This is a genomic window from Microvenator marinus (assembly GCF_007993755.1).
GTDB lineage: Bacteria > Myxococcota_A > Bradymonadia > Bradymonadales > Bradymonadaceae > Allomicrovenator > Allomicrovenator marinus.
Genome location: NZ_CP042467.1, coordinates 55,278 through 69,421, shown reverse-complemented (window position 1 = coordinate 69,421; position 14,144 = coordinate 55,278). Strand labels below are relative to the sequence as shown.

The following is a 14,144-nucleotide window of genomic DNA, read 5'->3' as shown; positions in this document are numbered from 1 at the left end:
TAAGTCAGAGACTCAAAAGCGAGCGCATTCGCTCTTCCCAAATCAGGCGCATATGGCGACTCGAATCATAAATCGAGAAGATCATGGCCTGTGCGTGGGCTAGATCGTCGTTAACAATGACGTAGTCAAACATAGGAAACTGCGAGAGTTCATGGCGCGCGGCCTGAAGCCTACGATCCACGACTTCCGCACTATCCGTGCCGCGACCGCGCAATCGCTTTTCCAAAATCCCCATGCTCGGTGGAACGACCAAGGTTAAAACGGCGCGTTTGCCAAACCTCGCACGCAGCTGTCCGGCCCCCTGATAGTCAATATCAAACAGAATATCGCGCCCTTTTGACCACGCATCTTCGATGACCTCGACACTCGTGCCATAGCTGTGGCCATGCACACGAGCCCACTCGGCGAAGAGTTCCTGATCGATCATTTCCTGAAAACGAGATTCGTTCACGAAGTGGTAGGCCACCCCGTCCTTTTCATCTCCGCGAGGCGAACGGGTCGTGTACGAAATACTCAAACTCAACCGGGGGCGTTGCTCGAGCAACTCTCGGCAGAGCGTGGTCTTCCCAACCCCTGAAGGGCCGCACACGATAAAGAGGAGGCCTTCGTCTGATTCGATCATTCTACGTTACTCGCTTGTTCTCGAAGTTGCTCGATGGCCGTCTTGATACGGACCACAGCATCGGTGATACGAACCGCCGAGCTCTTGGAGCCCGTGGTGTTCGCTTCGCGAATCAACTCCTGTAGATAGAAGTCGAGTCTCTTGCCCACTGGCGTATCGTCGGATTCTTCGATCAGGTCTCGCAGCTTGGAACAATGCGAGAGTGCTCGCTGCACCTCTTCTGCAATGTCTGAGCGATCCGCAAAGATCACCAGTTCTTGCGCAATGCGCGACTCCTCAAGCTCCACTCCTGCGGCTGCCGCGGCTTCTCCAACTCGAGCATGCAATTTCTCACGATACTCGGCCAGAATCTCGTCTCTCATGGAGTCAATGTAGGCAAAATCAGCCTCGATCTCTTCGATCAACCGAATCAAGGTCAAGGAGAGCTTTTTGCCTTCTTCTGAGCGCGACTCGAAGAGCAGGTCTAGTGCCTGCTCAAGCAGCGGTGTCATTGCCTCTGCATCGGGGACGTCCACCTTGGTGTCACCCAGGGTCTCTCGAAAACCCAACACATCAGCGATTGTTGGAGATGCCAATCCGTGAGCCAGCGCGAGTCCACGGAGCTGGTCTGCAACGCAGGCAAATCGTTCTTCGTCTACCAGGGATGGTTCCTTGGTACTTACGAGCTCCAGATCGACCCTGACCTCGAGACGACCACGCTTGATGGAGCGCTTACTCAGGTCTTGAGTCAGCGACTCGAGCCACCCCATCGTTCTTGGGAAACTTGTCCGGAGATCAAAATTCTTATGATTCACCGAACGGCATTCGACGGACACATGCCACGGCCCCGACTGCCCCTCAGCCGACCCATAACCGGTCATGCTTCGAATCATTCTTCAAGCTTCTGCTTGTCGGTCTTCTCAGGCTCGTCTTCCTCGCCTTTGAGGGACTTCTGGAAGCTACGCACTCCGGCCCCAAGCTCTTTGGCTACCTTTGGAAGCTTACCAAGGCCAAAGAACATTATCAGTATCACCATTATGATGATGAGCTCTGTCGTTCCTAATCCAAACATGCTCAACCTCCTCGCCTTATACCGACTCTACGGATTTGATACCGAGAGCCTTTAATGCGCGCTCTGCTGCGCGTTGCTCCGCTTCTTTCTTCGACCGACCTTCTCCACTCCCCACCGCTTCACCGTCCACCAAGACTTCGGCCACGAACAATTTCTCGTGGTCAGGGCCGTTCTCGTCCGCGATTCGATACCTCGGCGCCTCAAGCTTGGCACCTTGTACGAGCTTTTGCAGTCTTGATTTGAAGTCTGTGGGGGCATGCTCGCGAACTCGACATGACGCTAGCTGATTCTGGAAAAGTTGCAAGATCACTCGCTCGGCTTCCAGCATTCCTCCATCGAGAAATATTGCTCCGAGAAGCGCTTCGTAGGCATCAGCTAAGAGGCTCGCCCTCAAACGTCCACCAGACTTTTCCTCGCCTCGACCCAGCCTGAGGAAGGACCCGAGGTCGATTTCTCGTGCCCTCTCGGCCAACGACGGCTCACAAACCATTTGAGCAAGCATCGTCGACAACTGCCCCTCGTGGGCTTCAGGAAACCGGGCATAAAGGTCTGACGCGATAACAAGACCGAGTACGGAGTCTCCCAGAAACTCGAGCCGCTGGTTATCCGGTATCACCTCCTCGACCTCGTTCAGGTACGAGCGGTGAGTCAGGGCGGCGCAAAGTAGCGATGTGTCTTCAAACGTGTAGGCGATGATCTCTTGCAGACCCGCCACAACCTCTAAACTCATGTGCGGGACTCCTCAATCCATCCCCCGCCCAAGACCTCATCTCCCCTGTAGAATACTGCAGCTTGCCCCGGAGTCACTGCCCTCACAGGCTCCGCAAACTCGACAAACGCCGTGTCTGGATCCGCTCCGACCGTCACGAACGCAGGGACTGGTTGGCTTCGATAGCGAACCTTGACCTCACACTCGAAGGCTCCTGGCGGACGCTCAAACGACAACCAGTTGCATCGGTCGGCCACCAACCCTCGGACAGCCAAGTCTGACTTGGGTCCTACCACTACCGTTCCGTCCTTCGGATGGATCGACTTGACGTAGAGCGGCTCATCCCACGCAATCCCGAGGCCCTTTCGCTGGCCAATGGTGAAGCTATGAATGCCATCGTGCTCTGCTAAGACCTTGCCGCTGGAATGCACAATCTTACCTGGAATCGTGCCCTTTTCCTTGAGGCGTTCAGCCACAAAGTCCTTGTAGTTACCGCCCGCCACAAAGCAAATCTCCTGACTCTCGGCCTTTTCCGCCGTTTCGAGCTCGAGGCGACGCGCCTCGACACGGACCTCGTCTTTAGTCATGCCGCCCAAAGGGAAGAGAATGCGGCCCAGCGCTTCTCGCGGGATGCCAAACAAGAAGTACGTCTGGTCTTTGTTCTCGTCTTTCGCGCGACGCATGACAGGCACCTCGCCTGAATGGTCGATTCGAGCAAAATGCCCGGTTGCCAAAAACTTGGAACCAAGGGCAAGTGAGCGTGAAAGCAAGATATCGAATTTCAGATAGTTGTTGCACGCGACACAAGGATTTGGCGTCCGTCCACGCGAATACTCATCCACAAAATAGTCGATCACCCGCTCACGGAACGCGCTCTCGTAGTTGGCGACGTAAAACGGAATCCCCAACTTGGACGCGACCATCCGGGCGTCGAAGAGGTCGTCTGGGCTACAACAGCTTTTGCTGTAATCCTCCTGTGGGGTGGAGTACAGACGCATCGAGATCCCGACCGCATCAAACCCCTCCTCAGCGAGCAAAGCCGCCGCTACCGAGCTATCCACACCACCGCTCATCGCGATTACGACTCGCCCCTCAACATCAGGGACTTCGATCATTGTCATCATCTTCTCCACTTCTAGCCGCGCTTCGTCTCTCAGATTCGACGAAGTTGGTCAACGACTTTTGAAACTCGCTCTATTGCATCATCGACTTCTTCACGGGTCGTCGACGGTCCTAGCGAAAAACGAATGGACTGTCGGGCGCGGGCCTCGTCGAAGCCCATGGCGAGTATAACATGACTGGGCTCCAAAGACCCGGCAGTGCATGCGGAGCCGCTCGAGACCGCAACACCGGCCAAATCGAGCGCCAAAAGCATATCCTCGCCATCCAGATCCCATGCTACATTCAGGGTGTTAGGCAGACATGACTCGGCATCGCCGCGCCTCACTGCGCCGGTCGCAGCGAGCCCCTGGAAAAGCCTTTCCCGAAGCTCGGCCATCTGAGAATTCCACACCCCGAGGTTCTCGATCAGGCAATTCATAGCCATTTCGACGCCGGCAATCACGGGCACATTTTCCGTTCCGGGCCTTCTTCCGCGTTCCTGATGGCCGCCCGAAACCATATTCTCGACCTTCAATCCTTCACGAACCACCACGGCTCCTACGCCTTTGGGCCCCCCCATTTTATGGAAGGAAAGGCTCATGAAATCGGCACCACTCTCACGGAAGTTGATAGGGATGCGGCCAAGCGCCTGCGTGCCATCAACATGTAAGAGCCCACCGCGTTCGTGCACAAAGTCAGCTACCTCACGAATGGGATAGATGTTGCCGATCTCATTGTTGGCCCACATCAAACTGACCAAAAATGGCCCCGAAATCTCGCGCAAGTCATCGAGATCAATTCGGCCTGCTTCATCGACCTTGAGCTGCCGTGTCGCCACCATACCGCTCAAATCCGACACGACCTCAATGACGGAAGGGTGTTCGACGGACGAGCAAATAAGCGTGCATTCCGGCTTTCGGCGCACAAAATCCTTGAGGATCTGATTGTTTGACTCCGTGGCCCCACCTGTAAAAAACACGCCTTGGGCTGCGGAGCTCACTGCCTTGGCTACGGCACGTCGAGCGCGCTCGATGATAGTCCGAGCCGCCTGCCCTTCCTGATGAATACTCGAGGCGTTGCCCGGAAGCTTCATAGCTTCCAACACAGCCACTTGGACTTCCGGAAGCATGGGCGCGGTTGCGTTCCAATCGAGGTAAATTCGGTTCATGGGGTCTGCCAAATGAGTTCCATCATCGTCGTCCCTTCAGAAACACTCGGGACCACGGCAACATCGGCACGGCTGTGCAAAAGGAAAGGGCCTAAAAATCCAATTGCGCTTCCAACGAGTGCCCCTACCAAGACATCGGTCGGCCAGTGCATATCAGACATGATGCGCATGGCGCCCCCGATGGTCGCCAGCGAGAATGTACCCGCCGTAATGTAGGGAGCCCACTCGTAGCCTCTAAGATACGATATGGTCGAGGCCGAGCTCGCGAGGGTAAACGCCCAGGCGGTATCTGCAGAAAAGAATGATCGGTTTTGTTCCGAGACGAAATCCCCCGCTTGAGTTTCGCTAGCCCTTCCAAAATGGACGCCAGGGCGCTGCCTGTCTGCGAGACCCTTCGCGAGTTCAGCTACCGCTGTAGTGTAGAGAAACGCATTGACCATCATCACAGTGTTTTCGATGGCATGTCCGCCCTGGTCCGCGTCAAGCGCCGGTGAAATGATCCCAAAAAGCCCGAGTGCAGGAACGAGCCCAACCGTGACGCCATGGCTAATGTAGCCAATCTCCTTCGACGCTGACTCAACCACCAAGAGATTTCGGCCGGCGCGATCAAAGCCATTGCTTTCGCACCAACCACACGTCTCAGATGGAGAACCGACAATCAGACGAGCCCCAATCGTTAGCGCTACTCCTCCTCCTGCTTCGACCCCTAGAAAGAGCGGTGAGGTGTTTTCGAGCTCGTGTGAAACGGACTGCGCAGATGCCGTGTTCCAGCACAACAATAGCAAAAAAACAAAGAAGGTGAATCTCTTCATGACTACTCGCGAACAACGTGTCTCGGCGGGGAGTTAATCGAAGTGACTTTAGGATGTCAAAGCTAGAGTCCAAATCGACTGTACAATTGCACGTTTATGCTCCAGTGACCGGCTGACTCACTCAAATCTTCGAGCCTCTCAGGCTGGTTCAGCCCAAACGAAAAATCTATTCGGTTGACCCATATCGTAATATCTGGCGAGGCCCAAAATCCTGCCTGGAACCCCCAGAGGTGGCTCTCGCCTTGGGATAGCTGCATGTATTCGGAATTGAAATAAGTGGCCTGCCCCCATACTCCAGCATCAAACGCGAATCGCGGACTGGCCTCTTGGTCGGGAGCGTACTCTGCCAAATCTTCAGGCTCCCATCCCCAAGACTTCCCGAGCTCCGCCCGCAAGACGGCGTGTCTGAGTTTCACTGAACGATGCTCTGCTCCGAGCTCAGCCGAAAAAACGTCGAGCACATTTCCAACTCCTAAACGCAGAATACCCTGTTCCTCATCGCCTCGATATTCAACGAGAGCCGTGGCTTCGAGCCCTTTATAAAGGATCGGAAAGTCCCGAACACCGAGAGAAATTGTGGCAGGAGAGACATCCGAAGGGTCCCAGATCACGTACGTTCGGAGGCTTAGAGCGGGGACCCCCATGGCAAAAAAGAGCCTACCCGTCTCACTCTCAGGAGTTTGAGCCCCCACGAGAATCTCTTCGCCGTCAGGCCCGGGGAAGCTCTGTACCGCCTCGGATTCAATCCATGCACCTTGAACATCTGCCCAATCATGCAGACTTAAGCGAAGTGAGAGCATGCTCTCGTCCGCTCTTACACTAGCGTTTTGTGCCGCAGTCTGAAGCTCAAGTCGTTCGAACACCACCACACTGGCCGCTTCGATACTCAAACCGAAAGGAAGGCGAGCGTGACCTAAGGCACCAAGGGTCCACGGATTCAACGAAGCGAGTTGAGCGCCTCGCGTCGTGCACGTTTCGTATCCAAGCTCCTTGGTCCACGCGACGAATCCAGCCACCGAGCCGGAACCTCGCTTCTCTCGCCCTGTTTGTCGCTCCCAGAGCAAATCCAATCGCGAGAGGTCTCGTTGATGAATAGCCCGTAAACCGTCGTAGTCCGATACGATGCGACGGGCCTTTCTGGACTCGGAGAACACGTCGGTGCCCGCGCACGGCACGGATTGGGCCGAAACGTCCAAACCCACCATGAACAAGATGACGAACACAACGCGACGCATTTGAACTCCGACCGAAGACGCCGATCTATATCGTTGGACGGCACGTGATGCTAGACGAAGCGACGACTCTTTGTTAACAATCCGCGCGGGCGCCCGTAGCTCAGTTGGATAGAGCGCAGGATTCCTAATCCTGAGGCCATAGGTTCGATCCCTATCGGGCGCATTCTAAGAGGCAAATGCATGCGACCTTTGATCTTGATCACCAACGATGATGGCATCGACGCGCCTGGTATTAAGGCGCTGGAAAAAGCGATGTCCGCTCTTGGGGACGTCTGGACCGTGGCACCTGCCTCCGAACAAAGCGCCGTGTCTCATGCGATCACACTCTGGAATCCCCTGAGAATTCATCAGCGGGCTGAGCAGCGTTTCGCTGTCACAGGAACCCCCACAGATTGCGTCTATATCGCCCTCTCCAAGATTCTCCCAAGGCGGCCTGACATCTGCGTCTCAGGGGTCAATCATGGTGCAAATATGGGAGATGATGTCATCTATAGCGGCACCGTCGCGGGTGCCTCTGAAGCAACACTCCAAGACATCCCTTCGGTGGCCGTGAGCCTCGCATCCTACAAAAGTCAGAACTTCGATACAGCAGCAGCAGCAGCGGCCAAAGTCGCGGCATCAGTGCTCAAGCGTGGCCTTCCGCGCGGAGTCTTGCTCAATGTCAATGTACCCAAAGACGTCGGGGTCGATGCCCCATTCAAGTTCACCAAACTTGGGCGCAGGTACTATGGACAGATCGTGACAGAGAATAACGACCCAAGAAACAAGCCCTACTACTGGATCGGGGGCGCTGAACTTGGCTTCGATGACATCCCAGGCACTGATTGTAACGCCGTGGCCGACCATTGCATCTCGGTCTCTCCTGTGCAGATGGACCTGACCCACTACAAGTTCTTAGACGAGCTTGGAAAATGGACCGAACTTAACGAGGCAGCCGAATGAAGAATGAATTAGCAGATAGAGTCAGTGCCGCCATAAGAGACGTACCGGACTTTCCGAAGCCAGGAATCCTCTTCAAAGACATCACACCTGTGCTTCAAGACGGCGACCTCTTCAACACAGTGATCCACTACTTTTGTGAGCGATATGAGTCGCTAAATATCACCAAAGTTGTGGGAATCGAGTCGAGGGGCTTCATCTTCGCCTCGGCAATTGCCCACGAACTGAGCACCGGACTGGTGCTGATTCGCAAACCAGGCAAACTCCCATATCAAACTATCGGTGTGGACTACTCTCTTGAGTACGGAACCGACCGTGTTGAAATGCACGTAGACGCCGTTCAGAAGAACGAGCGAATCGTCATCGTAGACGACCTTCTGGCAACCGGTGGAACCATGGGGGCCGGCATCGAACTATGCAAAAAAGCGGGAGCAAATGTGGTCGAAGCCGGATTCCTCATCCAGCTTGATTTCCTTGACGGCGTAAAGAACCTGCACGGCGTTCCCACCCATTCGCTCATTCATTTCTGAGCGCCTTTTCCAAGCGAAACCTTCATCAGATAGAGAGCTTCTCTGGCAGCGTTTGCCACGAGTTGACTCTCTTCTGCTTCACCATCAACTGCCTTTATCTTCGGGCCGATGACGAACTTGTCGTCTAGCTTCATGCCGTTAAACTGGTCGAGAAAGGCCGGGCGAGTGAGAGCGAGGTTTCCTCGATAGTCGAAAACCCGAATCTTGTGGATTTGCCCCTTTGAATTGACCGCAATCCCCACCTCAAGTCGAAGCACGCTTCCACCAATCACTTTGGGTTGGAGCCTGGGATCGATAAAAATCGCCACGCCGAGGAGTTTTCGTTTTCCTCCAACGTTTTGCACCGCGATGTAGAATGTGGGGGTCTTATCCTCTGGGTAGAGCGAAAATCCCAACTCTTTTTCGATCGCAGCCACCTGGGCATCCGTGTACGTGACGTCGCGCGACAGAAAATCCGTTGCTTCTGGGAAGAGTTCTCCCAAATACTCTCGAGTAATCTCCCAGCTTCCAAACGTTGCAAGGTGTGCGTCGGCATCTCGCGGCGTACCGAAACTCGCGAATGCCAGGACTAGCGCCAGAAGATACTTCACGAGTCCGACTCGTCCTGGGCTTCTTTTTTCATCTTTGCGACTTGGCGCTGCAGTCGGTCAAGTTCGCGCTTCATCGTTCTCAAATCGTCGCTGGTCGCGAGATTGAGCTTCCGGGCGACGTCAGCCTTTTTCTCATCAAGCTCGGACTTCAAGGTGAACGAAGCCTTGAATGCTCCCGCTACTGCCTTCTGAAACTTGTCACTGTTCATGACTTTTTGAGCAGTCGGATTCTGCATGACCTTCATCGCTGCCTTGAACATCTCATCTTTCCACTCCGTCATGGCACACCTCTTCAAAGTGACGGGAACTAAATCACGCTCCAACGATTGTTTCCCCGACGAGAAAAGTCAAGCCGAACGCTTTGACGGATGAGGTACTACTTGATAGCAATCCCCCGGGTTTCGAGAAGTCGAAGTATTTATGGGTAAAAAGTCGGTCCTAATCTTAGTTGCACTTGTACTCGCGTTGGGCCTCGCCTTTGCGCTCGGTATCTTTGTGTTCGCGCCCAGGTTTGCGCAAGACGCGGTCGAGGAGCGACTCACTTCGCTCGCCCAAAGAACCGGACTCACCATCACTACCGAAGGCGTAGAGCCGATGGGGCTAAGGGGTGTGAGAATGCTGGGACTCGAGGTCTTCGACGAGGAAACCAGCGTACTCAGAGTGGAGACCATCGAGGCCGAAGCCAGCGTGTTTGATCTCGCCAAGGGCCAAAAATCACTGAGTTCACTTACGGTTTCAGGCGTTAAACTAAATCTCGAACTCGATGAATCTGGCTCACCGGTCTTACTTCAGCGCTTAAAGTCCAAGGGCTCGGAGCCACCTGCTGAGTCGGAAAGCCCCTCCACGAATCCGATTGTCCGCCGCCTAGAACAGGTGCCGAACCTTGAAGCACTGGACGTTGAAGTCACGTTCATCAGTCCAGATCCCGATTTTCCCATCCAAAGGCTCAGCATTCCGAAGTCTGGGTGGTCGTGGGATGGAGAGTCGCTCGAAGCCACCGCGAAATTGGAGCTGGACGAATCCAAGGACCCAAAGAACCTGAGCCTTCCTCGCGTCGTCGACATCGCACTCACATTGAATTCGGATCTTGTCCCTACGGGTGGAGGTGTAACGCTGGACCAAGCGCTGCGAGTCAGTGGAATCGGCCCCCTCCCCTTCTTAGAGGTTGGCCTCTCTGGAGTTGAGTTCACACCCGAGGGTGGCATCAAGTTGATGCGTCCTAGCCTGAAACTAGAAGAACGTGACATCGCGAGTGTGGAAAGCGCCGAAGTTCGAGTGAACTCAATCGCGGACATCCGGTCGCTCAGCATCGCAGAGCTGATTCTCGACGCTCCGGTCCTCTTTTTGGACTTCGACAAGACCGGAAGCGGACCACTCGTGCTCCTCGATGAAGTCGTCCGACAGCCAAAAGCGCGATCGATCGTGAGCAGTGCCCGCGCATTCGCAAATCAACTGGCAAAGAAGAAGAAGAACCCTGAAGCCGAGCCTGAGGAAGAAGAGCACGCCCCGCCTGAAGAAGAAGTAGAGGCCGAGGCTACGCTTCCTGATTGGATTGAAAAGGTACCTAAATTCATCCGAATCACGAACGCGGCCATCAAAGGCACGGACCTTCGCGAGCTACCTCTGGAAAAGGCTGAGACCGAGTTTAGTCTCGCGCAAGGAAATTTCGAACTCCTGAACAAGATAGAAGACGGAGACTTCGAGGTTCGTGGCGGGTTCAAGGCACAATCTGGCATGGCGCCTCGTGGAGCCGTCGACATCAATATCGTTGCCAAAATTCTTCAAAGAAGTGTTCAGGGCGAAATCGAAGTCGATGCACTTGATTTGTCCTGGGTGGGGCAGATTCTAGGCCCTAAACTCGCAAAACATGTCCGAGGGGGCGTGCTTCGATCCAAGATCGAGTTCAAACCGCTAGATAAGCCGCAATCGTTTGGCATCCAAGGACTCGTTTCCGTGGAAGATTTTGCGTTTCATCACGCGATGATTGCAGAAGAAATCGTAGAAGATGTGGACGCCTCGTATTCGTTCGACGCGGTGTTTGACGCAGGGAGCGCGCTACCCGCGCCCAAACTCGCTCAAGTTCCGGTATATCGCGAGGAAACCCTTCCCGACGGAACGCTGAAACCATCTCCCAATCCGACGCCCATCGGCGGACTCGTCTTTCGGTCGGGTAAATTCACCTTCAATGGTGTTTCAGGCACGTTTCGCCCAGCCCTTTACGGGTTCAACGCTCCCGGCCGTTGGCCTGCGCGCTTCGACCTCGCTGTTGAGCTGCCCGAAACCAAACTTCAAAGCCTGATCGACGCCGTACCAAAGTCGATACAGGGACCGGTCTGGGGCACAAAGCTCGCGGGAACTTTCAAATGGAAATTCGACCTCGAAGTGCCGATGTACCGCGCCAGCGACATGGTTTGGAACACAGACCCCGTGCTGACCGACGTCCAACTCTTGAGCGTTCCAGAGGCTGTGGACCCAAGACGGCTCTTAGAACCCATGACACTCACGATCGTAGACTCCATCAAGGAAGAAGACGACTTCACTCGAACCATCAGAACGGGGCCACTCTACCCAACCCCTGCAGACTGGCTCATGGAACATGCCCAACTTACCTTGGAGCAGATCGACGAGAGGGCCAGGCGGCGAGGTTGGCCGGAAGTACCAACGCCCGAACGCGCTGGAATGCGACGAGACATCCTCGAATCCCCACAATATTGGTTGACGCCCTACGCTTTAAGCAAGAAGGCGCCAAAACCCTGGTCGGATGACGATATCATCGAACGTACCCCTGAGCGCCCCTATGGCAGATACGTCTACGTGCCACTGATTCATATCTCGCCCTATCTTCCAAAGGCCGTCATGACCACTGAGGACTCGTCCTTCTTCACTAATGACGGGTTCAACACACATGCCCTCAAGGCTTCCGTTGAGCAGAACCTCTCTCACGGCGGCTTCAAACGAGGTGCGAGCACCATCGCGATGCAGATGGTCAAGAATGTCTTTTTGGACCGCAAGAAGCTAATCGTCCGCAAATTGAGAGAAGCCTTCATCGTCTTTTTGATGGAGTCGGTGGTGGACGTTCCGAAAGAGCGGATCATGGAGATCTACTTGAACGTCATCGAGTTTGGGCCAGGGATATTCGGAATCCACGAAGCATCGCTTCACTATTTCGGAAAACGTCCGGACGAATTGACCCTGGGCGAAGTGGCGTGGTTCGTGAGCATCATCCCGGGCCCAAAGAAGTGGCATTTCTATTGGGAACGCGGAGAGATAACGCCCCATTATTTCAATCGAATGAAACGCTACATGCAGGTCATGCTCAACCGCGAAAGAATCACGCCCGAAGAGCTCGAAGCCGCGATTCAGGCGCCACCGGAGTTCTACAAGCCCACGGACGAAGAGCCGGTGCTCAAACCGAAGGAACCGGAGTTTCCGATCTTCGCGCCCTTTGACCCAGCGCTCTATCAGAACCCTCAAGAGAACACGCCTCCGCCTACTATCGAACCGATGATTCCTCGCCCTCTCGATCCTTGACACTGGTGGGGAATGAGCCTAAAGGCTCCACATTTCGAGTTGAGTGACACCGCCATGGCAGAGATACCTTTTCTAGCCCCTGCGCTTGACCAGTCCGTCAGCGCACGCCGAATCATCACCGGACAAGCCATGAGGGTTTTCGCCGGTTGGGGTTATAAAGAGGCTCAGGTTCCACTCATCGACTACTTCGACACGATCAAGAGAGGCCTAGATCAGGACGCGGTTGAACGAAGTTTTCGATTTGTCGACCGGTCGGGCAACGTGATGATGATTCGTACCGACGTCACACCGGCTATTGCGAAAATGGCTGCGTATCAGCTTTCGAGCGGACACACTCACCCGCCATTGCGAATCAGCTATGCAAGCAAGATTGTGCGGCTTGACCGAAGCGCTCAGCGCTCGGCACTCGAAAACTACCAGCTCGGGGTCGAACTTATCGGAGTTCCGGGACTACTCGGCGAGATTGAGGTCTTTTTGATCGCGCTCGAGAGCCTTGAAAAGCTCGGGGTTCCTGATTTCCAGTTCAACGTCACCGACCATGGGATCGCAAGGCACCTCATCACGGCCACTGGCGCGCCCAATCGCATTCGCGAATCGGTGCACGAAGCCATCGTCGCAAGAGATCCATCAGGCGTCAGGCGTATTTTGAAACGGCTCGGCACCAGAGAGCGCTTTGTTGATGCGGTGGCGAAACTTGCGGATTTTGAAGGCGGATTGCACCAGCTGGCCGAAATTCAAGAGCTGATTCCCGAAGACCAAAACCTGCACAAACGGTTGGATAATCTCCGACACCTCTTGGCCACACTCTCCGCTCTTGGCTATCGCAAGCATATTCGGCTCGACATGGCTGAGCTCGCGGGAGCTTCCTATTACACGGGGATCGCGTTCAATATTGTGAGTGAGTCCGCAGGACGCTCTCTCGGGCGCGGAGGACGCTACGACGACCTTGTGGGCGTGTTCGGCCCAAGATTGCCTGCAGCAGGCTTCTCCTTGACCTCAGAGGCCGTTGTGGATTCGGTTCCGGTTGCGATGCTCCATGCGCAGCAGGTTAAAGGGGCCGAAGAGGCGGTAATCATCAGCGAAGAAGACATGATTGGTGGCTTCCAGAAGGCCATCTCAAGGCGACAAGATGGCCAATCTGCCCGAATTGTGCGAGGCGCGGACAGATGAATAGACACCTAAAAATCGCCATACCTAAAGGTCCTTACGAGCCACAACTCCGAGAACAATTTGGTGCTGCGGGCTTCCCCATTCCCGAGGGAAGGGACCAACATCGACTCGAAGCAACCTTTGAGGATGAGTCTTGGACCGTGGATATCATCCGCATCGCATCAGCTGATATGGGCACCTATGTGGAGCGAGGTGCCGTCCAAGTTGGAGTGATGAGCACCGACGCCATCCATGAACTGAATGTGGACGTTTGGCGCCCCTACACCTTTGCGTGCGGGGCCGCCCCAATTATTCTCGCTGCGAGGCGCGACCAAACCCTTGCCCGCCTCCACTCACTTCCACATTTGCGCCTCGCAACGGCAATCCCACGATTCACTCGTGAGTGGTTTAGTACACGCGGCTTTAATGTTGAAATAGTACATGTGCACGATGACCATCTGCGCGCCGTACAAATGGGGCTTGCAGATGGCCTCGTGTCTCTCTTGCATGACCCGAACCCACTACTAAACAACGACTTTAGAGCCTTGGAGCAACTCGGAATCTCCGAGTTAAAACTAGTGGTTAACAACGCGATCAGCTCGTACCGGCGCAAGTTCATCCGCCACATCATGGACCAGCTTGAGGCGCATCGCCCGCCCGCTACTCCGCCAGTTCAGATTCCGTATGATACTGAAGACCCAGAATAG

15 protein-coding genes and 1 tRNA gene are annotated in these 14,144 nt (G+C 54.9%); 6 read left to right on the top strand and 10 right to left on the bottom strand.

Annotated elements, in window-relative coordinates; genetic code table 11:
- Positions 1–4: 4 nt before the first annotated feature.
- The 8 genes from gmk to FRD01_RS00245 all read right to left on the bottom strand — a co-directional run bounded on the left by gmk (position 5) and on the right by FRD01_RS00245 (position 6,698).
- On the bottom strand, positions 5–622 hold the full coding sequence (gmk, locus tag FRD01_RS00280; RefSeq protein WP_146956550.1) for a guanylate kinase: 618 nt from the start codon (positions 620–622) through the stop codon (positions 5–7).
- Entirely contained in the window at positions 619–1,494 is an 876-nt protein-coding gene (locus FRD01_RS00275) for a YicC/YloC family endoribonuclease (RefSeq protein ID WP_146956548.1), read from the bottom strand. The genes gmk and FRD01_RS00275 overlap by 4 nt, the downstream gene beginning before the upstream one ends.
- Positions 1,491–1,673 carry a twin-arginine translocase TatA/TatE family subunit gene (locus FRD01_RS00270; RefSeq protein ID WP_146956546.1) on the bottom strand — a complete coding sequence of 61 codons (183 nt, stop codon included), beginning with the start codon at positions 1,671–1,673 and terminating at the stop codon, positions 1,491–1,493. The genes FRD01_RS00275 and FRD01_RS00270 overlap by 4 nt, the downstream gene beginning before the upstream one ends.
- Positions 1,674–1,689: 16 nt before the next feature.
- Positions 1,690–2,403, bottom strand: a complete 714-nt coding sequence (gene rnc, locus FRD01_RS00265; protein ID WP_146956544.1) for a ribonuclease III — start codon at positions 2,401–2,403, stop codon at positions 1,690–1,692.
- Entirely contained in the window at positions 2,400–3,497 is a 1,098-nt protein-coding gene (mnmA, locus tag FRD01_RS00260; RefSeq protein ID WP_146963786.1) for a tRNA 2-thiouridine(34) synthase MnmA, read from the bottom strand. The genes rnc and mnmA overlap by 4 nt, the downstream gene beginning before the upstream one ends.
- Positions 3,498–3,535: 38 nt before the next feature.
- A complete protein-coding gene (locus FRD01_RS00255; RefSeq protein WP_146956542.1) occupies positions 3,536–4,651 on the bottom strand; it encodes a cysteine desulfurase family protein in 1,116 nt (371 codons plus the stop codon).
- Positions 4,648–5,463 carry a phosphatase PAP2 family protein gene (locus FRD01_RS00250; protein WP_146956540.1) on the bottom strand — a complete coding sequence of 272 codons (816 nt, stop codon included), beginning with the start codon at positions 5,461–5,463 and terminating at the stop codon, positions 4,648–4,650. Before FRD01_RS00250 ends, FRD01_RS00255 begins: the two co-directional genes overlap by 4 nt.
- A gap of 62 nt (positions 5,464–5,525) precedes the next feature.
- Entirely contained in the window at positions 5,526–6,698 is a 1,173-nt protein-coding gene (locus FRD01_RS00245; RefSeq protein ID WP_146956538.1) for a hypothetical protein, read from the bottom strand.
- A gap of 89 nt (positions 6,699–6,787) precedes the next feature.
- On the opposite strand from FRD01_RS00245, the gene FRD01_RS00240 reads away from it, so the two are divergent.
- The 3 genes from FRD01_RS00240 to FRD01_RS00230 all read left to right on the top strand — a co-directional run bounded on the left by FRD01_RS00240 (position 6,788) and on the right by FRD01_RS00230 (position 8,167).
- A tRNA-Arg gene (locus FRD01_RS00240) sits at positions 6,788–6,861 on the top strand.
- Positions 6,862–6,878: 17 nt separating this feature from the next.
- A complete protein-coding gene (gene surE, locus FRD01_RS00235; protein ID WP_146956536.1) occupies positions 6,879–7,640 on the top strand; it encodes a 5'/3'-nucleotidase SurE in 762 nt (253 codons plus the stop codon).
- Positions 7,637–8,167, top strand: a complete 531-nt coding sequence (locus FRD01_RS00230; protein WP_146956535.1) for an adenine phosphoribosyltransferase — start codon at positions 7,637–7,639, stop codon at positions 8,165–8,167. The genes surE and FRD01_RS00230 overlap by 4 nt, the downstream gene beginning before the upstream one ends.
- On the opposite strand, the gene FRD01_RS00225 is transcribed toward FRD01_RS00230, so the two are convergent.
- Both FRD01_RS00225 and FRD01_RS00220 read right to left on the bottom strand, forming a co-directional pair.
- The gene (locus FRD01_RS00225; protein WP_146956533.1) at positions 8,158–8,757 is read right to left on the bottom strand and encodes a hypothetical protein; all 600 of its coding nucleotides are present in this window, start codon (positions 8,755–8,757) and stop codon (positions 8,158–8,160) included. The genes FRD01_RS00230 and FRD01_RS00225 overlap by 10 nt on opposite strands.
- Entirely contained in the window at positions 8,754–9,038 is a 285-nt protein-coding gene (locus FRD01_RS00220; protein ID WP_146956532.1) for a hypothetical protein, read from the bottom strand. The genes FRD01_RS00225 and FRD01_RS00220 overlap by 4 nt, the downstream gene beginning before the upstream one ends.
- A gap of 139 nt (positions 9,039–9,177) precedes the next feature.
- On the opposite strand from FRD01_RS00220, the gene FRD01_RS00215 reads away from it, so the two are divergent.
- Genes FRD01_RS00215 through hisG form a run of 3 tightly spaced genes read left to right on the top strand, consistent with a single transcriptional unit; the run spans position 9,178 to position 14,144 of the window.
- Positions 9,178–12,288, top strand: a complete 3,111-nt coding sequence (locus FRD01_RS00215; protein WP_146956530.1) for a transglycosylase domain-containing protein — start codon at positions 9,178–9,180, stop codon at positions 12,286–12,288.
- 12 nt (positions 12,289–12,300) lie between these two features.
- Positions 12,301–13,458 carry an ATP phosphoribosyltransferase regulatory subunit gene (locus tag FRD01_RS00210; RefSeq protein WP_146956528.1) on the top strand — a complete coding sequence of 386 codons (1,158 nt, stop codon included), beginning with the start codon at positions 12,301–12,303 and terminating at the stop codon, positions 13,456–13,458.
- Positions 13,455–14,144: an ATP phosphoribosyltransferase gene (gene hisG / locus FRD01_RS00205; RefSeq protein WP_146956527.1), complete on the top strand. Its 690-nt coding sequence runs from the start codon at positions 13,455–13,457 to the stop codon at positions 14,142–14,144. Before FRD01_RS00210 ends, hisG begins: the two co-directional genes overlap by 4 nt.